Origin of the sequence: Luteimonas cucumeris (genome assembly GCF_007830035.1) — a bacterium.
Classification (GTDB): domain Bacteria; phylum Pseudomonadota; class Gammaproteobacteria; order Xanthomonadales; family Xanthomonadaceae; genus Luteimonas_C; species Luteimonas_C cucumeris.
Map to the genome: position 1 here is coordinate 324,684 of NZ_VLKN01000002.1, position 15,413 is coordinate 340,096.

10 protein-coding genes are annotated in these 15,413 nt (G+C 66.6%); 3 read left to right on the forward strand and 7 right to left on the reverse strand.

The window, feature by feature from the left end:
• Positions 1-68 precede the first annotated feature (68 nt).
• The 6 genes from alaS to IP90_RS04595 all read right to left on the reverse strand — a co-directional run bounded on the left by alaS (position 69) and on the right by IP90_RS04595 (position 8,732).
• Positions 69-2,714: an alanine--tRNA ligase gene (alaS, locus tag IP90_RS04570; protein WP_144898435.1), complete on the reverse strand. Its 2,646-nt coding sequence runs from the start codon at positions 2,712-2,714 to the stop codon at positions 69-71.
• Between the two features lie 237 nt (positions 2,715-2,951).
• Positions 2,952-3,437 (reverse strand): recombination regulator RecX, encoded by a 486-nt coding sequence (recX, locus tag IP90_RS04575; protein ID WP_144898721.1) that lies wholly within the window; start codon positions 3,435-3,437, stop codon positions 2,952-2,954.
• A gap of 85 nt (positions 3,438-3,522) precedes the next feature.
• The gene (recA, locus tag IP90_RS04580) at positions 3,523-4,566 is read right to left on the reverse strand and encodes a recombinase RecA (protein ID WP_144898436.1); all 1,044 of its coding nucleotides are present in this window, start codon (positions 4,564-4,566) and stop codon (positions 3,523-3,525) included.
• 210 nt (positions 4,567-4,776) lie between these two features.
• Positions 4,777-5,418 carry a transcriptional repressor LexA gene (gene lexA, locus IP90_RS04585; RefSeq protein WP_144898437.1) on the reverse strand — a complete coding sequence of 214 codons (642 nt, stop codon included), beginning with the start codon at positions 5,416-5,418 and terminating at the stop codon, positions 4,777-4,779.
• 66 nt (positions 5,419-5,484) lie between these two features.
• On the reverse strand, positions 5,485-5,976 hold the full coding sequence (locus tag IP90_RS04590) for a CinA family protein (protein ID WP_144898438.1): 492 nt from the start codon (positions 5,974-5,976) through the stop codon (positions 5,485-5,487).
• 149 nt (positions 5,977-6,125) lie between these two features.
• Entirely contained in the window at positions 6,126-8,732 is a 2,607-nt protein-coding gene (locus IP90_RS04595; RefSeq protein ID WP_242007484.1) for a TonB-dependent receptor, read from the reverse strand.
• 217 nt (positions 8,733-8,949) lie between these two features.
• Here IP90_RS04595 and mutS point away from each other — a divergent pair, with 217 nt between their 5' ends.
• The 3 genes from mutS (at position 8,950) to katG (ending at position 14,878) form a co-directional block, all read left to right on the forward strand.
• A complete protein-coding gene (mutS, locus tag IP90_RS04600) occupies positions 8,950-11,574 on the forward strand; it encodes a DNA mismatch repair protein MutS (protein ID WP_199753407.1) in 2,625 nt (874 codons plus the stop codon).
• 239 nt (positions 11,575-11,813) lie between these two features.
• Entirely contained in the window at positions 11,814-12,455 is a 642-nt protein-coding gene (locus IP90_RS04605) for a DUF937 domain-containing protein (RefSeq protein WP_144898440.1), read from the forward strand.
• 176 nt (positions 12,456-12,631) lie between these two features.
• The gene (gene katG, locus IP90_RS04610) at positions 12,632-14,878 is read left to right on the forward strand and encodes a catalase/peroxidase HPI (protein ID WP_144898441.1); all 2,247 of its coding nucleotides are present in this window, start codon (positions 12,632-12,634) and stop codon (positions 14,876-14,878) included.
• Positions 14,879-14,965: 87 nt separating this feature from the next.
• Here katG and IP90_RS04615 read toward each other — a convergent pair whose 3' ends face one another.
• Positions 14,966-15,394, reverse strand: a complete 429-nt coding sequence (locus tag IP90_RS04615) for an RNA-binding S4 domain-containing protein (protein ID WP_144898442.1) — start codon at positions 15,392-15,394, stop codon at positions 14,966-14,968.
• Positions 15,395-15,413: the final 19 nt, after the last annotated feature.

Below are 15,413 nucleotides of genomic sequence, written 5' to 3' on the forward strand. Positions count from 1 at the left end.
TGTTCAAGAACGTCGGACATCATACAAACCGGCCTCTCGGGCCGACAAGGACAAAAGTCATACCCGGTTCAGTGCAGGCGCACCGCGACCCAGTCCGGAATCCCCGCCAAGGCCGCCGCCAGCGCCGGGACATCGTCGCCACCGCCCTGGGCCAGATCCGGCCGGCCGCCGCCCTTGCCGCCGATCTGACTGGCGACATGCGCCAGCAGTTCGCCGGCCTTGACCTTGCCTGACGGGCTGCCGCTCACCCCTGCGACCAGCGCCACCTTGCCGTCGCTGGCGCCGGCGAGCACGATCACCGCGTCGCCCAATTGCTGCTTCAGGCGGTCGACCGCGTCGCGCAGGGCCTTCGCGTCGATGCCCTCCAGGCGCGCGGCCAGCACGCGGATCCCGCCCAGCTCGATGGCCGAAGCCGCCAGGTCCGATGTCGCACCGGAGGCGGCCTTGGCTTTCAATGCCTCCAGTTCACGCTCGAGCTTCTTCTGCCGTTCGGTGATCTGCCGGATCTTGTCGACCACGTCCTGCGCGCTGCCGCCGAGCAGCTGCGCGGCTTCGCCCAGGCGGCGCTCCTCCTCATCGATGTAATCCAGCGCGCCCTGCCCGGTGACGGCCTCGATGCGTCGCACGCCTGCCGAGACGCCGCCCTCGGACACGATCTTGAACAGCCCGATGTCGCCGGTGCGGGCGACATGTGTGCCGCCGCACAGCTCCGTGGAAGTGTCGCCCATGCGCAGTACGCGGACACGCTCGCCATACTTTTCGCCGAACAGCGCCATGGCGCCGAAGTCCAGCGCCTCCTGCATGTCCATGTGGCGCACTTCGGCCGCATGGTTGCGTCGGATCTCGGCGTTGACGCGACGCTCGACCTCGGCCAGTTCCGTTGCCGTCATCGGCTGGAAGTGCGAAAAATCGAAGCGCAGGCGGTCCGGCGCGACCAGAGACCCCTTCTGGGTGACATGCGTGCCCAGCACGCTGCGCAGGGCCGAGTGCAGCAGGTGGGTGGCGGAATGGTTGAGCACGGTCGCAGCGCGACGCGCATCGTCGATCGCCGCCGAGACACGATCGCCCTTGCGCAGCGTGCCCGCCTGCAGGGTGCCCAGGTGTCCGTGGAACTGCCCGGCAAGTTTCAGGGTGTCGCCGACGATGAAGCGGCTGCCCTGCATTTCCAGCACGCCGGTGTCGCCGACCTGGCCACCGCTTTCCGCATAGAAAGGAGTGCGATCGAGGATCACGATGGCTTCGTCACCGGTTTCGATGACATCGACCGCACGACCGTCCTTGAGCAGGGCGAGCACTTCCAGGCTATCGGCCGCCAGCGTGTCATAGCCGAGGAAGCCGGTGGGCCTGAGCTGGGCAATGAGTTCCGCCGGCAGCGTGACCCCGGAGGCGAACTTGCCGGACGCACGCGCAGTCTCGCGCTGTTGCGCCATGGCGGCGTCAAAACCGGCCATGTCCACGGTCAGCCCACGCTCGCGGGCGATGTCGGCGGTCAGGTCGACCGGGAAGCCGTAGGTGTCGTAGAGGCGGAACGCGTCGACGCCCGGGATCGCGTTGGCGCCCGCAGCCACGCTCCGTGCCGCGACATCCTCGAAGATGCGCATGCCCGAATCGAGGGTTTCTGCGAAGCGTTCTTCCTCGGCCCTGAGCGCGCGCTCGACCAGCTCGCGCTTGGCGGTCAGTTCCGGATAAGCCTGGCCCATGGCCTGGTCGAGCGTGGCCACCAGCTTGTGGAAAAACGGCTCGCGCACGCCCAGCATCCAGCCATGGCGCAGGGCGCGGCGGATGATCCGGCGCAGCACGTATCCACGACCTTCGTTGGACGGCAGCACGCCATCGACGATCAGGAACGAGCAGGCGCGGATGTGGTCGGCGATCACGCGCAGCGACTTGTTCTCCAGATCCGCGGTGGCGGTGAGTTCGGCCGCCTTGTGGATCAGCGCCTGGAACAGGTCGATCTCGTAGTTGCTGTGCACGTGCTGCAGCACGGCGGTCAGGCGTTCCAGGCCCATGCCCGTGTCCACGCACGGCGCCGGCAACGGCTGCAGGGTGCCGTCCGGTTGGCGGTCGAACTGCATGAACACCAGGTTCCAGATCTCGATGTAACGGTCGCCATCCTCGTCCGGCGAGCCGGGCGGCCCACCGAAATGATGCTCACCGTGGTCGTAGAAGATCTCGGTGCACGGACCGCAGGGACCGGTGTCGGCCATCTGCCAGAAATTGTCCGAGGCGAACGGCGCGCCCTTGTTGTCGCCGATGCGCACGATGCGCTCGGCGGGGATGCCGATGACGTCGTGCCAGATAGCGTAGGCCTCGTCATCGGTGTGGTAGACGGTGACCAGCAGGCGCTCCTTCGGCAGCTTCCAGACTTCGGTCAGCAGTTCCCAGGCCCAGGCGATGGCGTCCTTCTTGAAGTAGTCGCCGAACGACCAGTTGCCCAGCATCTCGAAGAAGGTGTGGTGGCGCGCGGTATAGCCGACGGAGTCAAGGTCGTTGTGCTTGCCGCCGGCGCGCAGGCAGCGCTGCACGTCGGCCGCACGCACATAGCTGCGCTTCTCCGCCCCAAGGAACACATCCTTGAACTGGACCATGCCAGAGTTGGTGAACAACAGCGTCGGGTCGTTGCCCGGCACCAGCGGCGCCGACGGGACGATGGTGTGGCCTTTCTGGCGAAAGAAATCGAGGAAATCGCTGCGGATTTCGGAAGTGGTTTTCATATCGACTGTAATGGCTGGCGGGCCCGCCGTGGACCCCGCCCTGCCCTGCAAGATGCGGGCACGGGGCCGAGCAGACAACCCAATCCCGTCAGGTTAGCAGTCCATGGCGTTGCCCGCCCATACTCCGGTGCGGAGCGCCATCGTCACGCCACACTTGTGGCGGGCTTCCGCCCGGACCGAGGCTGAAGCGGAAGCGCTGCGCCGGCGACGCCCGGAAGCCTTCAAGGCTCTGCCGCCCTACATCGAATCCATTGGATCGAACTGCGTCGCGGCGCGGATCTGCTCGACGGCGAAGCCGCGACGAACCAGGAATTCCGCGGCCTTGCGCTGCAGGGTTCGGTCGGTGGACACGCTTTCGCCGAAGCGGCGTCGAACCAGGTCGCGGGCCTGTTCGGACCAGTCACCATCTAAGCTGTCCAAGGCGCTCGCAATCGCCTCTCGATCGAGGCCGTGCATGCCGAGTTCTGCGCGGATGCGGATCGGGCCGTAGCCGGTACCGGCGCGGCTGCGGACCAGGCTTTCAGCGAAGCGGGCATCGTCCTGCCAGCCCTCTTTCGACAGTTTGGCAATAGCCGCCTCGGCATCGGCGCCGCCCACGCCACGGACAGCCAGCTTGCGGGCCAGTTCCTTGCGCGAGTGCTCGCGCCGGGTCAACAGGCCCAGGGCGCGCTGGATGGGCGTCGGCTCAGGGCGCACCCGGCGCTTGCGCGCCGTTCTGTCCATGTCGCGGGAATCGTCCAAGCGGGCTGCCTCAAAATGAAAAGAACCCGGCCTCTCCCGTCCCTGGGAGAGGCAAAGTCCACTGACCTCAGTTTTCGGCCTCTTCCTCGACCGCTTCCGCGGGCGCCGCGGGCACCACCGTCGGCTTGAGCTTCTCGCGCAATGCAGTTTCCAGCTTGGTCGCGACCAGCGGATTTTCCTTGAGATACTGGCGCGCGTTCTCCTTGCCCTGGCCGATGCGCTCGTTGTCGTAGCTGAACCAGGAACCGGCCTTGTCGACCAACCGCGCCTCCACGCCCATTTCGATCAATTCGCCTTCGCGGCTGATGCCCTCGCCGTACAGGATCTCGGTGATGACCTGCTTGAACGGCGGCGCCATCTTGTTCTTGACGACCTTGATGCGGGTCTGGTTGCCGATGATCTCCTCACCCTTCTTGATCGCGCCGATGCGGCGGATGTCGAGGCGGATCGACGCATAGAACTTCAGCGCATTGCCGCCGGTGGTCACCTCGGGGCTCTGGCCGGGCATCATCACGCCGATCTTCATGCGCAACTGGTTGATGAAGATCACCATGCAGTTGCTGCGCTTGATGTTGCCGGTCAGCTTGCGCAGCGCCTGGCTCATCAGGCGCGCCTGCAGGCCCGGCAACTGGTCGCCCATCTCGCCTTCGATCTCGGCCTTGGGCGTCAGCGCCGCGACCGAGTCAATCACCACCATGTCGACGGCGTTGGAACGCACCAGCATGTCGGCAATTTCCAGCGCCTGTTCGCCGGTATCGGGCTGCGAAAGCAACAGGTCGTCGATGTTGACGCCGAGCTTCTGCGCGTAGATCGGGTCGAGCGCGTGTTCGGCGTCGATGAAAGCAGCGGTACCGCCGGCCTTCTGGCACTGCGCGATCGTCTGCAGCGTCAGGGTGGTCTTGCCCGAGGATTCCGGGCCGTAGACCTCGACCACGCGCCCCTTGGGCAGGCCGCCGATACCCAGTGCCAGGTCGAGCATCAGCGAGCCGGTGCCGATGACTTCGGCCGCTTCCACGGTGCGGTCGCCCATGCGCATCACCGAACCCTTGCCGAACTGCTTCTCGATCTGGGTCAGGGCGGCGGACAGCGCGCGCTTTTTGTTCTCGTCCATCGGGGATTCCTTCAAGGGTGGTGATCGGTTGGAGGGCAATCTAGACGGCGTCGGTCGCAGGGACTGAGACCTTGGTGCCGCGGATCAAAATTAGCCGGCGCACCGTATTGCCCGGTACCGGCCGAGCACCGGGCCAAATGTCGGAAAATGCCGCATCGACCTGTCGGAAAGCCAACCACGGCACGCTGGGATCAAGGCACATGCGTCGCATCAGCGAGTGGGCCGCACCAGGCCGCAATACAGGCCTTCGATGGCGAAATCCTGGCCCGGTTGCACGTCGATCGGCGAATAGTCCGGATTGCGCGGCAGCAGGCGGACGCGATCCTTGCCGAGCTTGAGCAGCTTGACGGTGATCTCGTCATCGATGCGCGCCACCACGATCTGGCCGGAGCGCGCGTCGCGGGTGCGATGCACGCCGATCAGGTCGCCGTGGAAGATGCCTTCGTCGCGCATCGAATCGCCCTTGACCTTCAACAGATAGTCGGGAACCGGCGAAAAGAAAGTGCGATCGAGCATCACGTAATCATCGGAACCGATATCGGCCCCGATCGGCGCGCCAGCGGCGACCTGGCCCAGCACCGGCACGCGCACAGCGTCATTGCCAGCATCGTCGAGCGCGAGTTCGCGCTGCGGCGCCAGGGGCGCGCGCAGCAGGCGGATGCCGCGCGCGCGTCCGGGAAGGCGTTCGATCGCGCCGGCCGCCTCCAGCGCTTCGAGGTGGTACTGCGCCGCACGCACGCCCTTGAAGCCCAAAGCCCTGGCGATCTCCGTCTGCGACGGCGGCATTCCTTCAGCCTCGATGCGCTCGGCAATCAAGGCCAGGATGGCTTGCTGGTTTTCGCTCAGGTCCATGGTTAGTAGTAATACTACTAATGACCGGACGATGCAACCATGCGCGCGGGTTGCCCAGCGATTCCGTTACGCGGATTCGAGGCCCCGCAACGCGGCCGCTACCGTCTGCCGCCGCACCGCTTCGCGATCGCCGTCAAAATGGAACAGTTCGGCCTTGGGGTAACCGCCGCGGCGCTTCCAGGCGATCCACACGGTGCCGACCGGTTTGTCGTCTGTGCCGCCGCCGGGGCCGGCGATGCCGGTGACGGCGACTGCCACGCTGGCTCCGGAATTCACTAGCGCCCCGGACACCATCTCGATCGCGGTGTCGCGGCTGACCGCACCCTGCGTCTCCAGTGTCTGCGCGCGGACGCCCAGCAACGCCTGCTTGGCTTCGTAGCTGTAGGCGGCCATGCCGCAGTCGAACCAGTCGGAACTGCCGGCGATGTCGGTCACCGTCTTGGCGATCCAGCCGCCGGTGCAGCTTTCCGCGGTCACAAGCCGGTCGTGGTTGGCACGGAAACGCTGCCCAAGCTTGTCAGCCAGCGCATACAGATCGGCGTCGGAGTATGTCGTCACGGCGGGTTTCCAGCGGAGGAACGCGGATTCTGCAACGGATGCATGGCGGTGTCGCCCGAAAGCTGTTGCGGAAGCGATCTTGGCCCCATGCACAAAAAAAGAACGGCGGCCCAAGGGCCGCCGTTCGAGTGGGTCGATCCGGTTCACTATCAGTAGCTGACGCGGAAGGTTACGCCGTAGGTGCGCGGGGCGCCGAGGAAGGCGTTGTAGGAATTGAACGGATGGCCCGGCGCAGGCGAGATGTTCTGCAACGGTGCGTCGAAGCCGACCTGCGCGTACTCGGCATCGGTCAGGTTCAGAGCCCACAGTTCCACCATCCAGCGTTTGGAGCTGGCGCCGAAGCCGACGCGTGCGTTCACTACCGTGTACGCGTCCTGGTGCTTTTCCGGATCCAGGTCGGAACCGGTGTTGTAGTCGGACATGTACTTCGCGCCGAGGTTGAAACGCGCCATCAGCGCGTTGGCGAATTCCCATTCGTAGGTCATCGCCGCCGTCGCCGACCAGTCGGGGGCGAAGCTGACCTGGCTGCCCGGCAACTTGTACAGGTTGCCCGCCGGAGCGATGAAGTCCGCCGTGGGCGTCTCATCGCCATAGCTGGTGTCGGCGTACATCAGGCCGCCCTGCAGCAGCAGGCCCTTGCTCGCCTGCCACATGATTTCGGTATCGATGCCCTTGGACACCACTTCCGGAATCGAGCGCACCACGAAACTGGTGCCAAGGAAGCTGTTGAGCTGGAAATCGTCGTACTTCTGGTAGAACAGCGCACCGTTGAGCAGCAGGTTGCCGTCCAGCCAGGTCGTCTTGGAGCCCAGCTCATAGCTGTCGACGAACTCACCCGGGAACGAAGTGTCGTCGACCGGGATCAGGCCATCGGTGCCGCTGGACAGGCCGGTATTGGACTGCACGCGATCGAGGTTGAAGCCGCCAGCCTTGTAGCCGCGCGCGAACGACGCATAACCCATGACCTGTTCGTTCCAGCGGTAGGCCGCCTTGATCGTGCCGGACCACTCCTTCTCCTCGCGCTCCTGGTGCGTGTCGCGGCCGTTGTGCGCCACGTTGGCCCAGGGCAGGCAGCTGTAGCCGACGATCTGGCGGATCAGCGTCTGCTGCGTGGCTGGCGGCAGCGAGGCGAACGGCACGCCGCGCGTGGTCAGCGCGGTAGCGATGCGGCCGATCGCAGCCGGACTGACCTGCCCGTTCGCGCCGAAGTACGAGCGGCAACCCGGGCTGCCGTTCGGATTGCTGTAGGCCGAATCGAGTTCCTTGTCCTCGGTGGTGTAACGCAGGCCCAGGGTCAGATCGAAGGCATCGGTCGCGTGCCATGTGTTGTTGGTGAACACCGCGAAGCTCTTGGCATTCTGCTTGTACTTGTCATTGGCACCAAAGCCGGCGAACACGGTGCCCGGAGCCAGGCCGGTCGCGTCGGCCAGGAAGCGCGGCGCGGTCGGCGATGCGGTCAGCGCCGGATTGATCAGCGCCAGCAATGCGGTCGACAGGTACGGCTCGTAGGCATTGCCGATCCGGTAGGTTTCGTTGCGGTCCAGGTCCTCGTCGGAATAGAACGCGCCGACCATCCAGTCGATCTTCTCGGTCGCGCCGGTCAGGCGGAATTCCTGGGTGAAGGTCTCGAAGCCGGTGAACGACTCGTCCTGCCGCGGATTGCGATACAGCAGGTCGGCGCTGGAGAAATCGAAATCCAGCCCGTTGATCGCACCCCAGTCGCGGTAGGCGGTGATCGAGGTCAGCGTCGCCTCGTTGAGCCAGGGCGTGTTCCAGGTGACTTCGGCGGACAGGCCCTTGTCCTTGATGTCCTGTTCGGTGCTGCGGTTGCTCCACGCCTCGCGCGCGAACGGATCGGCCACCGGCGCGACGCCGCTGTCCGGCGACAACGCGTTGATGATGTCGCCGGTACGCCCGCGCACCGTGGTCACGCCGGTGCAGCAGTTCTCCTCGCGACTGGTGTAGTCGGCGATGAAGACGATGTCCAGGTCGTCGTTCGGCTCAACCAGCAGCTGCCCGCGCAGCGACTGGTAGTTCTGGTCGAAGTCGTCCTTTTCCTGGCGTGGTCCGGCGCCGGTGTGCACGTCGACGAAGCCGTCGCGGATGCGTTTGGTGCCGAACACGCGGAACGCGGCCTTCTCGCCCAGCGGTGCGTTGAACGCGCCGCTGACGCCGAGTGCGCCGTAGTTGCCGAAGGTGAATTCGCCGTCGACGCCGACCTCGTGGTTGGGGCGGCGGGTGATGACGTTGATGACGCCGGCCGAGGTGTTCTTGCCGAACACCGTGCCCTGCGGACCCTTCAGCACCTCGATGCGTTCGATCTCGCCGAGGTCGCCGAAGCCGACGCCATTGCGCGGCCGATATACACCGTCGATCACCACGCCCACCGACGACTCCAGGCCGGCGTTGTCGCCGACGGTGCCGATGCCACGGATGCGGGCGGTGGTCTGCGCCTCGCTCTGGGTGCTGGTCACGGTCAGGCCCGGCACCAGCACCTGCATGTCCTTGACGTCACGCACGCCGGCGTCCTGCAGCTGCTGCTGCGACAGCGTGGTGATCGCGATCGGCACGTTCTGCAACTGCTCTTCGCGCTTCTGCGCGGTGACGACCAGCGTGCCCAGCGTTTTGGGCTGGTCCTCATCGACGTTGCCGGTGACCGGCTTGGCATCCTGCGCCGACACTGACAACGGCATTGAAACCAGAACGGAAACAACCGCCAGCGCCAACAGGTTGCGCTGCAGACCGGATGCCTTCATGGAATGTCCCCTTGGGATGGATGGCTCACATCGAAAAACGACGGAAAGCACGGCCCAGGCCAGCGCCGGGCAACGCCAAGACCCTGGTGCCGGCAGGTGGGGGACCCCGGCTTCCCGTTGCGGATCTGCGAAGCGCAGCAACGGTATCACAGGACTGTACGGTCCAGCATTGAGCGATCAGGCAAACTATGCGCCCTCTCCCGACCGCCCGGAATGCATGTCCAGCGCCGCGCAGCACACGCCCTTGATGAAGCAGTTTTTCGCCGCCAAGGCCGAGCATCCCGACGTGCTGCTGTTCTTCCGGATGGGCGATTTCTACGAGCTGTTCTACGACGATGCGCGCAAGGCAGCGCGGCTGCTCGACATCACCCTGACCCAGCGCGGCAATTCCGCTGGCCAGCCGATCCCGATGGCTGGCGTGCCCCACCACGCGGCCGAGGGTTATCTGGCGCGGCTGGTGGCATTGGGCGAGTCGGTGGCGATCTGCGAGCAGATCGGCGACCCGGCTGCCAGCAAGGGCCTGGTCGAGCGCAAGGTGGTGCGCATCGTCACTCCCGGCACGGTGACCGACGAAGCCCTACTGAGCGAACGTCGCGACACCTTGCTGCTGGCCGTGTCGCGCAACAAGCACGGTTATGGTCTGGCCTGGGCCGACCTGGCCGGCGGGCGCTTCCTGGCCAACGAAGTGATCGGCGACGACGCGCTGGAAGCGGAGCTGTCCCGCCTGGAGCCGGCCGAACTGCTGCTGCCCGACGAGGACGGCTGGCCGGCCTTCGTCGCCGCGCGCAATGGCCTGCGCCGACGCGCGCCGTGGCTCTTCGATGCCGATACCGGTCGCCGGCAACTGCTGCAGTTCTTCGGACTGCACGACCTGACCGGGTTCGGACTGGAAGACCGCCCCTTGGCGATCGCCGCCGCCAGCGCGCTGCTCGGTTACGTCGAGGAAACCCAGAAGCAGCGCCTGCCGCACCTGACCGCCATCGCGATCGAAGCCAGCGATGGCGCGATCGCGATGAATGCCGCCACGCGCCGGCACCTGGAACTGGACACGCGCGTCGATGGCGACAGCAGGCACACGCTGCTGGGCGTGCTCGACACGACGATCACGCCGATGGGCGGACGCCTGCTGCGGCGCTGGCTGCACAGGCCGCTGCGCGATCGGCGCATCGTCGGCGAGCGCCACCATGCGGTCGCCACGCTGATCGATCAGGGCGCGGAACGATCCCTGCGCGAGAACTTCCGCGCGCTCGGCGATCTGGAACGCATCCTGTCGCGCATCGCCCTGCGTTCGGCGCGACCGCGCGACCTGAGTACGCTGCGCGACGGCCTGGCGCTGCTGCCCGACCTGCGCGTCCTGCTTTCCCCGCTCGATTCGCCGCGACTGCAGGCACTGCTCGCCGAGTTCGGCGAACACGACGCCGAGGCCACGTTGCTTGCGCAGGCTCTTGTCGAACAGCCGCCGGTGCTGGCCCGCGACGGCGGCATCTTCGCCGCAGGCTACGACGCCGAGCTCGACGAACTGCGCACGCTGTCCACCCACGCCGACCAGTTCCTGATCGACCTCGAAGCGCGCGAACGCGAGGCCAGCGGCATCGCCTCGCTGAAGGTCGGCTACAACCGCGTGCACGGCTACTTCATCGAGATCAGCAAGGGTCAGTCCGCGCGCGCGCCGACGCACTACACGCGGCGGCAGACGCTGACCGGCGCCGAGCGCTACATCACCGAGGAGTTGAAGGCGTTCGAGGACAAGGTCCTGTCCGCGCGCGAGCGCGCGTTGTCGCGCGAGAAACTGCTGTACGAAGGACTGCTCGATGCCCTCAACGCACGGCTGGAACCGCTCAGGCATTGCGCCGCCGCGCTGAGCGAGCTCGATGTGCTGGCCTGCTTCGCCGAACGCGCGCAGCAGTTGGACTGGTCATCACCGCAGCTGTCCGATGCGCCCGGCCTGCGCATCGAACGCGGCCGCCATCCGGTGGTGGAAGCGGTGCGCGCGGAACCGTTCACGCCCAACGATCTCATGCTGGGCAATGCCGCCCATGGTGAGCCTGTCGAGCGATCCGCTCATGGTGAGCCTGTCGAACCACGCATGCTGGTGATCACCGGCCCGAACATGGGCGGCAAGAGCACCTACATGCGCCAGAACGCCTTGATCGTGCTGCTGGCGCACATCGGCAGCTTCGTGCCGGCGGCGCGCGCGGAGATCGGCCCGATCGACCGCATCCTGACCCGCATCGGCGCCGGCGACGACCTCGCACGCGGGCAGTCGACCTTCATGGTCGAGATGGCCGAGACCAGCTACATCCTGCACCACGCCACCGCACAGTCGCTGGTGCTGATGGACGAGATCGGCCGCGGCACGTCGACTTACGACGGCCTCGCGCTGGCCGATGCGGTCGCGCGTCATCTGGCCGGAGTCAACCGCTGCTACACGCTGTTCGCGACGCATTACTTCGAACTGACCGCGCTGGCCGAGCCCAACAGCGGCATCGCCAACGTGCACCTGGATGCGGTCGAGCATCGCGACGCGGGCGGCGAGGACGCGCTGGTGTTCATGCACGCGGTCAAGGACGGACCGGCCGACCGCAGCTTCGGTCTGCAGGTGGCCGCGCTGGCCGGGCTGCCGAAGTCGGTGGTGAAGCAGGCGCGCGGCCGGCTCGCGGAACTGGAGCAACGCGGCGACTCGCGCGCCGCCACCGTCACACCGGTCGCGCTCGACAGTCCGCAGCAGATCGGCCTGTTCGCACCCGCCTCCGCCGCCCTCGATGCGCTGGCGGCGATCGATCCGGACGAACTGACGCCGAAGCAGGCACTGGAAGCGCTGTATCGCCTGAAGGCGCTGTAGGAATTCTGTTTGTCGTAGCGTGTGCCGTGCGCACGATCGGTGGCTTCGACGCGACACGTTCGTGCGCACAGCGCACGCTACGGCCGGCGATCAAATGTGGCTTCGCGACCAGCAGCAGCTTGGCGCGGCGAAACGGGGTTGCAGGCAGGATCATCCAAGAGGATGGAACACCGCCACCTTTTCGATTTCGTAACGGATGCCGGCCTACTGTCTGCCTTCACCCGCAGCCAGAGCCCGCCATGAATGCCTCGTCTTCGCTGACCGACGACCTCGCCTCGCAACTGCAGGGCGCACCGCTGCAACAGATCGCCCAGCAACTGGGTGTCGATCCATCGCAGGCCAATGCCGCAGTCGGTGCGGCGCTGCCGTTGCTGATGGGTGCACTTGGCCGCAATGCCAGCCAGCCACAGGGTGCGCAGGCGCTGTTCGGCGCCTTGCAGAAAGACCATGCCGGCCTCGACCTGGGCAGCGTGCTGGGGTCGGTACTTGGCGGCGGTGGCCAGGGCGAACGGATCCTCGGCCACGTGCTCGGCGATCGCGAACCGCGTGCCGAACAGGCGCTGGGACAGGCGACCGGGCTCGGCGGCGACAAGGCCAACATGCTGCTGCGCTGGCTGGCGCCGATCGTGATGGCCTACCTCGCCAAGCGCATGTTCGACCAGCGCCAGGGCACGACCGAGGTCGCCGGCAACGACGCCGCCTCGTCACCGCAGGCACTGGGCGACATCCTCGGCCAGGAACGGCAGCGCATCGGCGAGCAGGGCGGACTCGGCGGCGGAATGATGAGCGCCGTACTCGACCAGGATGCCGACGGTGACGTCGACCTGTCGGACCTGATGAGGGTTGGCCAGTCGCTCCTCGGCAATCTTCCCCGCGCCTGACGCCCTCGCCCACCCGCACAAGCCAGAACCGGTGCGACGACTCCGTAGTCTTGCCGACCGCGTGTAACCGCGCGACGAACAATAGCTATTGCCTATCGACAACTTCGCTTCATTCAATTTCATAAACCGTCCACCTGGACGTAGGCTCCCTTGATCCCAGCCCGAGAACGCCAGCCATGAACAAAGAAGTAGCTCAGTGCCCCTTCCACCAGACCGCTGGCGGCGGTACCAGCAACCGCCACTGGTGGCCGAACCAGCTGCGCCTGGACCTGCTCAACCAGCATTCGTCCCGCTCCAATCCGCTGGACGATGATTTCGACTACGCAGCCGAATTCAAGAAGCTCGACTACCACGAACTGAAGAAGGACCTGCGCGCGCTGATGACCGACTCGCAGGACTGGTGGCCGGCCGACTTCGGCCACTACGGCGGCCTGATGATCCGCATGGCCTGGCACAGCGCCGGCACCTATCGCATCGGCGACGGCCGCGGCGGCGGCGGTCGCGGCCAGCAGCGCTTCGCCCCGCTCAACAGCTGGCCGGACAATGTCAGCCTGGACAAGGCGCGGCGCCTGCTGTGGCCGGTCAAGCAGAAGTACGGGCAGAAGATCTCCTGGGCCGACCTGATCATCCTGGCCGGCAACGTGGCGCTGGAGACGATGGGTTTCCGCACCTTCGGCTTCGGCGCCGGGCGCGAGGACACCTGGGAGCCGGACCTGGACGTGTACTGGGGCCGCGAGACCAAGTGGCTCGGCGGCGATGACCGCTATTCGCGCGGCTCGCCCGGCGTGGACGAGGCGCACGGCGTGCTGGTCAAGGACGACGACAGCATGGTCAAGCACACCCGCGACCTGGAGAACCCGCTCGCGGCGGTGCAGATGGGCCTGATCTACGTGAACCCGGAGGGGCCGGACGGCAATCCCGATCCGCTGCTGGCCGCCAAGGACATCCGCGACACCTTCGGCCGGATGGCGATGGACGACGAGGAAACGGTGGCCCTGATCGCCGGCGGGCACAGCTTCGGCAAGACCCATGGCGCCGGCCCGGCCGACAACGTCGGCGCCGAGCCGGAAGCGGCCGACCTGGAGCTGCAGGGCTTGGGCTGGCGCAACCGCTTCGGCACCGGCCACGGCGGCGACACCATCACCTCCGGCCTGGAAGTGACCTGGACCCAGACTCCTTCGCTGTGGAGCAACAAGTTCTTCGAGAACCTGTTCGGCTTCGAATGGGAACTGGAGAAGTCGCCGGCCGGTGCGCAGCAGTGGGTGGCCAGGGGCGCGCCGGCGGACGTGCCGCACGCACACGATCCGTCGAAGAAGCTCCGTCCGACGATGCTCACCACCGACCTGTCGCTGCGCTTCGACCCCATCTACGGGCCGATCTCCAAACGCTTCCTGGAGAACCCGCAGGCATTCGCCGATGCCTTCGCCCGCGCCTGGTTCAAGCTGACCCACCGCGACATGGGCCCGCGCGCGCGCTACCTCGGCCCGGAAGTACCGAAGGAAGAACTGATCTGGCAGGACCCGGTACCCGCCGTCGACCATCCGCTGGTGGAAGCGGCCGACATCTCGTCGTTGAAGCAGAAGATCGCCGACTCCGGCCTGTCGGTATCCGAACTGGTGTCGACCGCATGGGCCTCCGCCTCGACCTTCCGCGGCGGCGACAAGCGTGGTGGCGCCAACGGCGCGCGCATCCGCCTCGCCCCGCAGAAGGACTGGGCGGTCAACCAGCCGGCGCAGCTGGAAAAGGTGCTCAAGGCGCTGCAGCGCATCCAGGCCGACTTCAACATCGATGCCAGCGGTGGCAAGAAGATCTCGCTGGCCGATCTGATCGTGCTGGCCGGCGGCGTAGGCATCGAGCAGGCCGCCAAGGCCGCCGGCGCCGATGTCAGCGTGCCGTTCTCGCCGGGCCGCACCGACGCGCGCCAGGACCAGACCGATGTCGACTCGTTCGCGCCGCTGGAGCCGTTCGCCGACGGCTTCCGCAACTACCAGAAGGCGCCTTCGGCGGTGCCGGCCGAGCATCTGCTGGTGGACAAGGCGCAACTGCTGACCCTGACCGCGCCGGAGATGACTGCGCTGGTCGGCGGCCTGCGCGTGCTGGGCGCGAACCATGGCGGTTCGGCGCTCGGCGTGTTCACCACTCGGCCGGGTACGCTGAGCAACGATTTCTTCGTCAACCTGCTCGACATGGGCACGGAGTGGACGGCGATCTCCGACACCAAGGACGTGTTCGAGGGCCGTGATCGCGCCAGCGGCGAAGTGAAGTGGACCGGTACCCGCGTCGACCTGGTGTTCGGCTCGAACTCGGTGCTGCGCGCGCTGGCCGAGGTCTACGGCAGCGCGGACGGGCAGCACAAGTTCGTCGGCGATTTCGTGGCGGCATGGGCCAAGGTGATGGACCTGGATCGCTTCGACCTGCGTTGACCTGCTCACTGCTTCGCGACGCTACAAAAGGAACGCCGGCCTGTGCCGGCGTTCTTTTTTTCGGCGCCGTAACGCCCTGCCCGCGCTTCAGGTCGCGTCGATGTCGCCCAGCGCGCGGATCAGCTTGCGCGCACGCTTGTCGGGCTTGGTCAGTGGCGCCTGGTAGCCAGCACGTGCCGCACGCAACTCGGCGCGACGCGCTTCACGCGCCAGCCGCGATTCGTCCGACTCCCGATACAGCGTCTGTGCGACGGCGCCCGAACCACGCCGATCGCTGGTCGCGACCACTTCGATCGCGAAGACTTCCTCGCCGCGCACGACCTTCATCGCGTCGCCGACCTGCACGTTGCGCGAAGCCTTGGCACGCTGGCCGCCGACGTCGACCTTGCCGGTCTCGATCGCCTGCTTCGCCAGGCTGCGCGTCCTGAAGAAGCGCGCGGCCCACAGCCAGAGGTCGAGCCGTACCGCGGGCGGCGGCGCGGCAGCGCGCGGATCTTCGTCGGTTCGATGCGGCATCCACGCCATTTTACCGTAC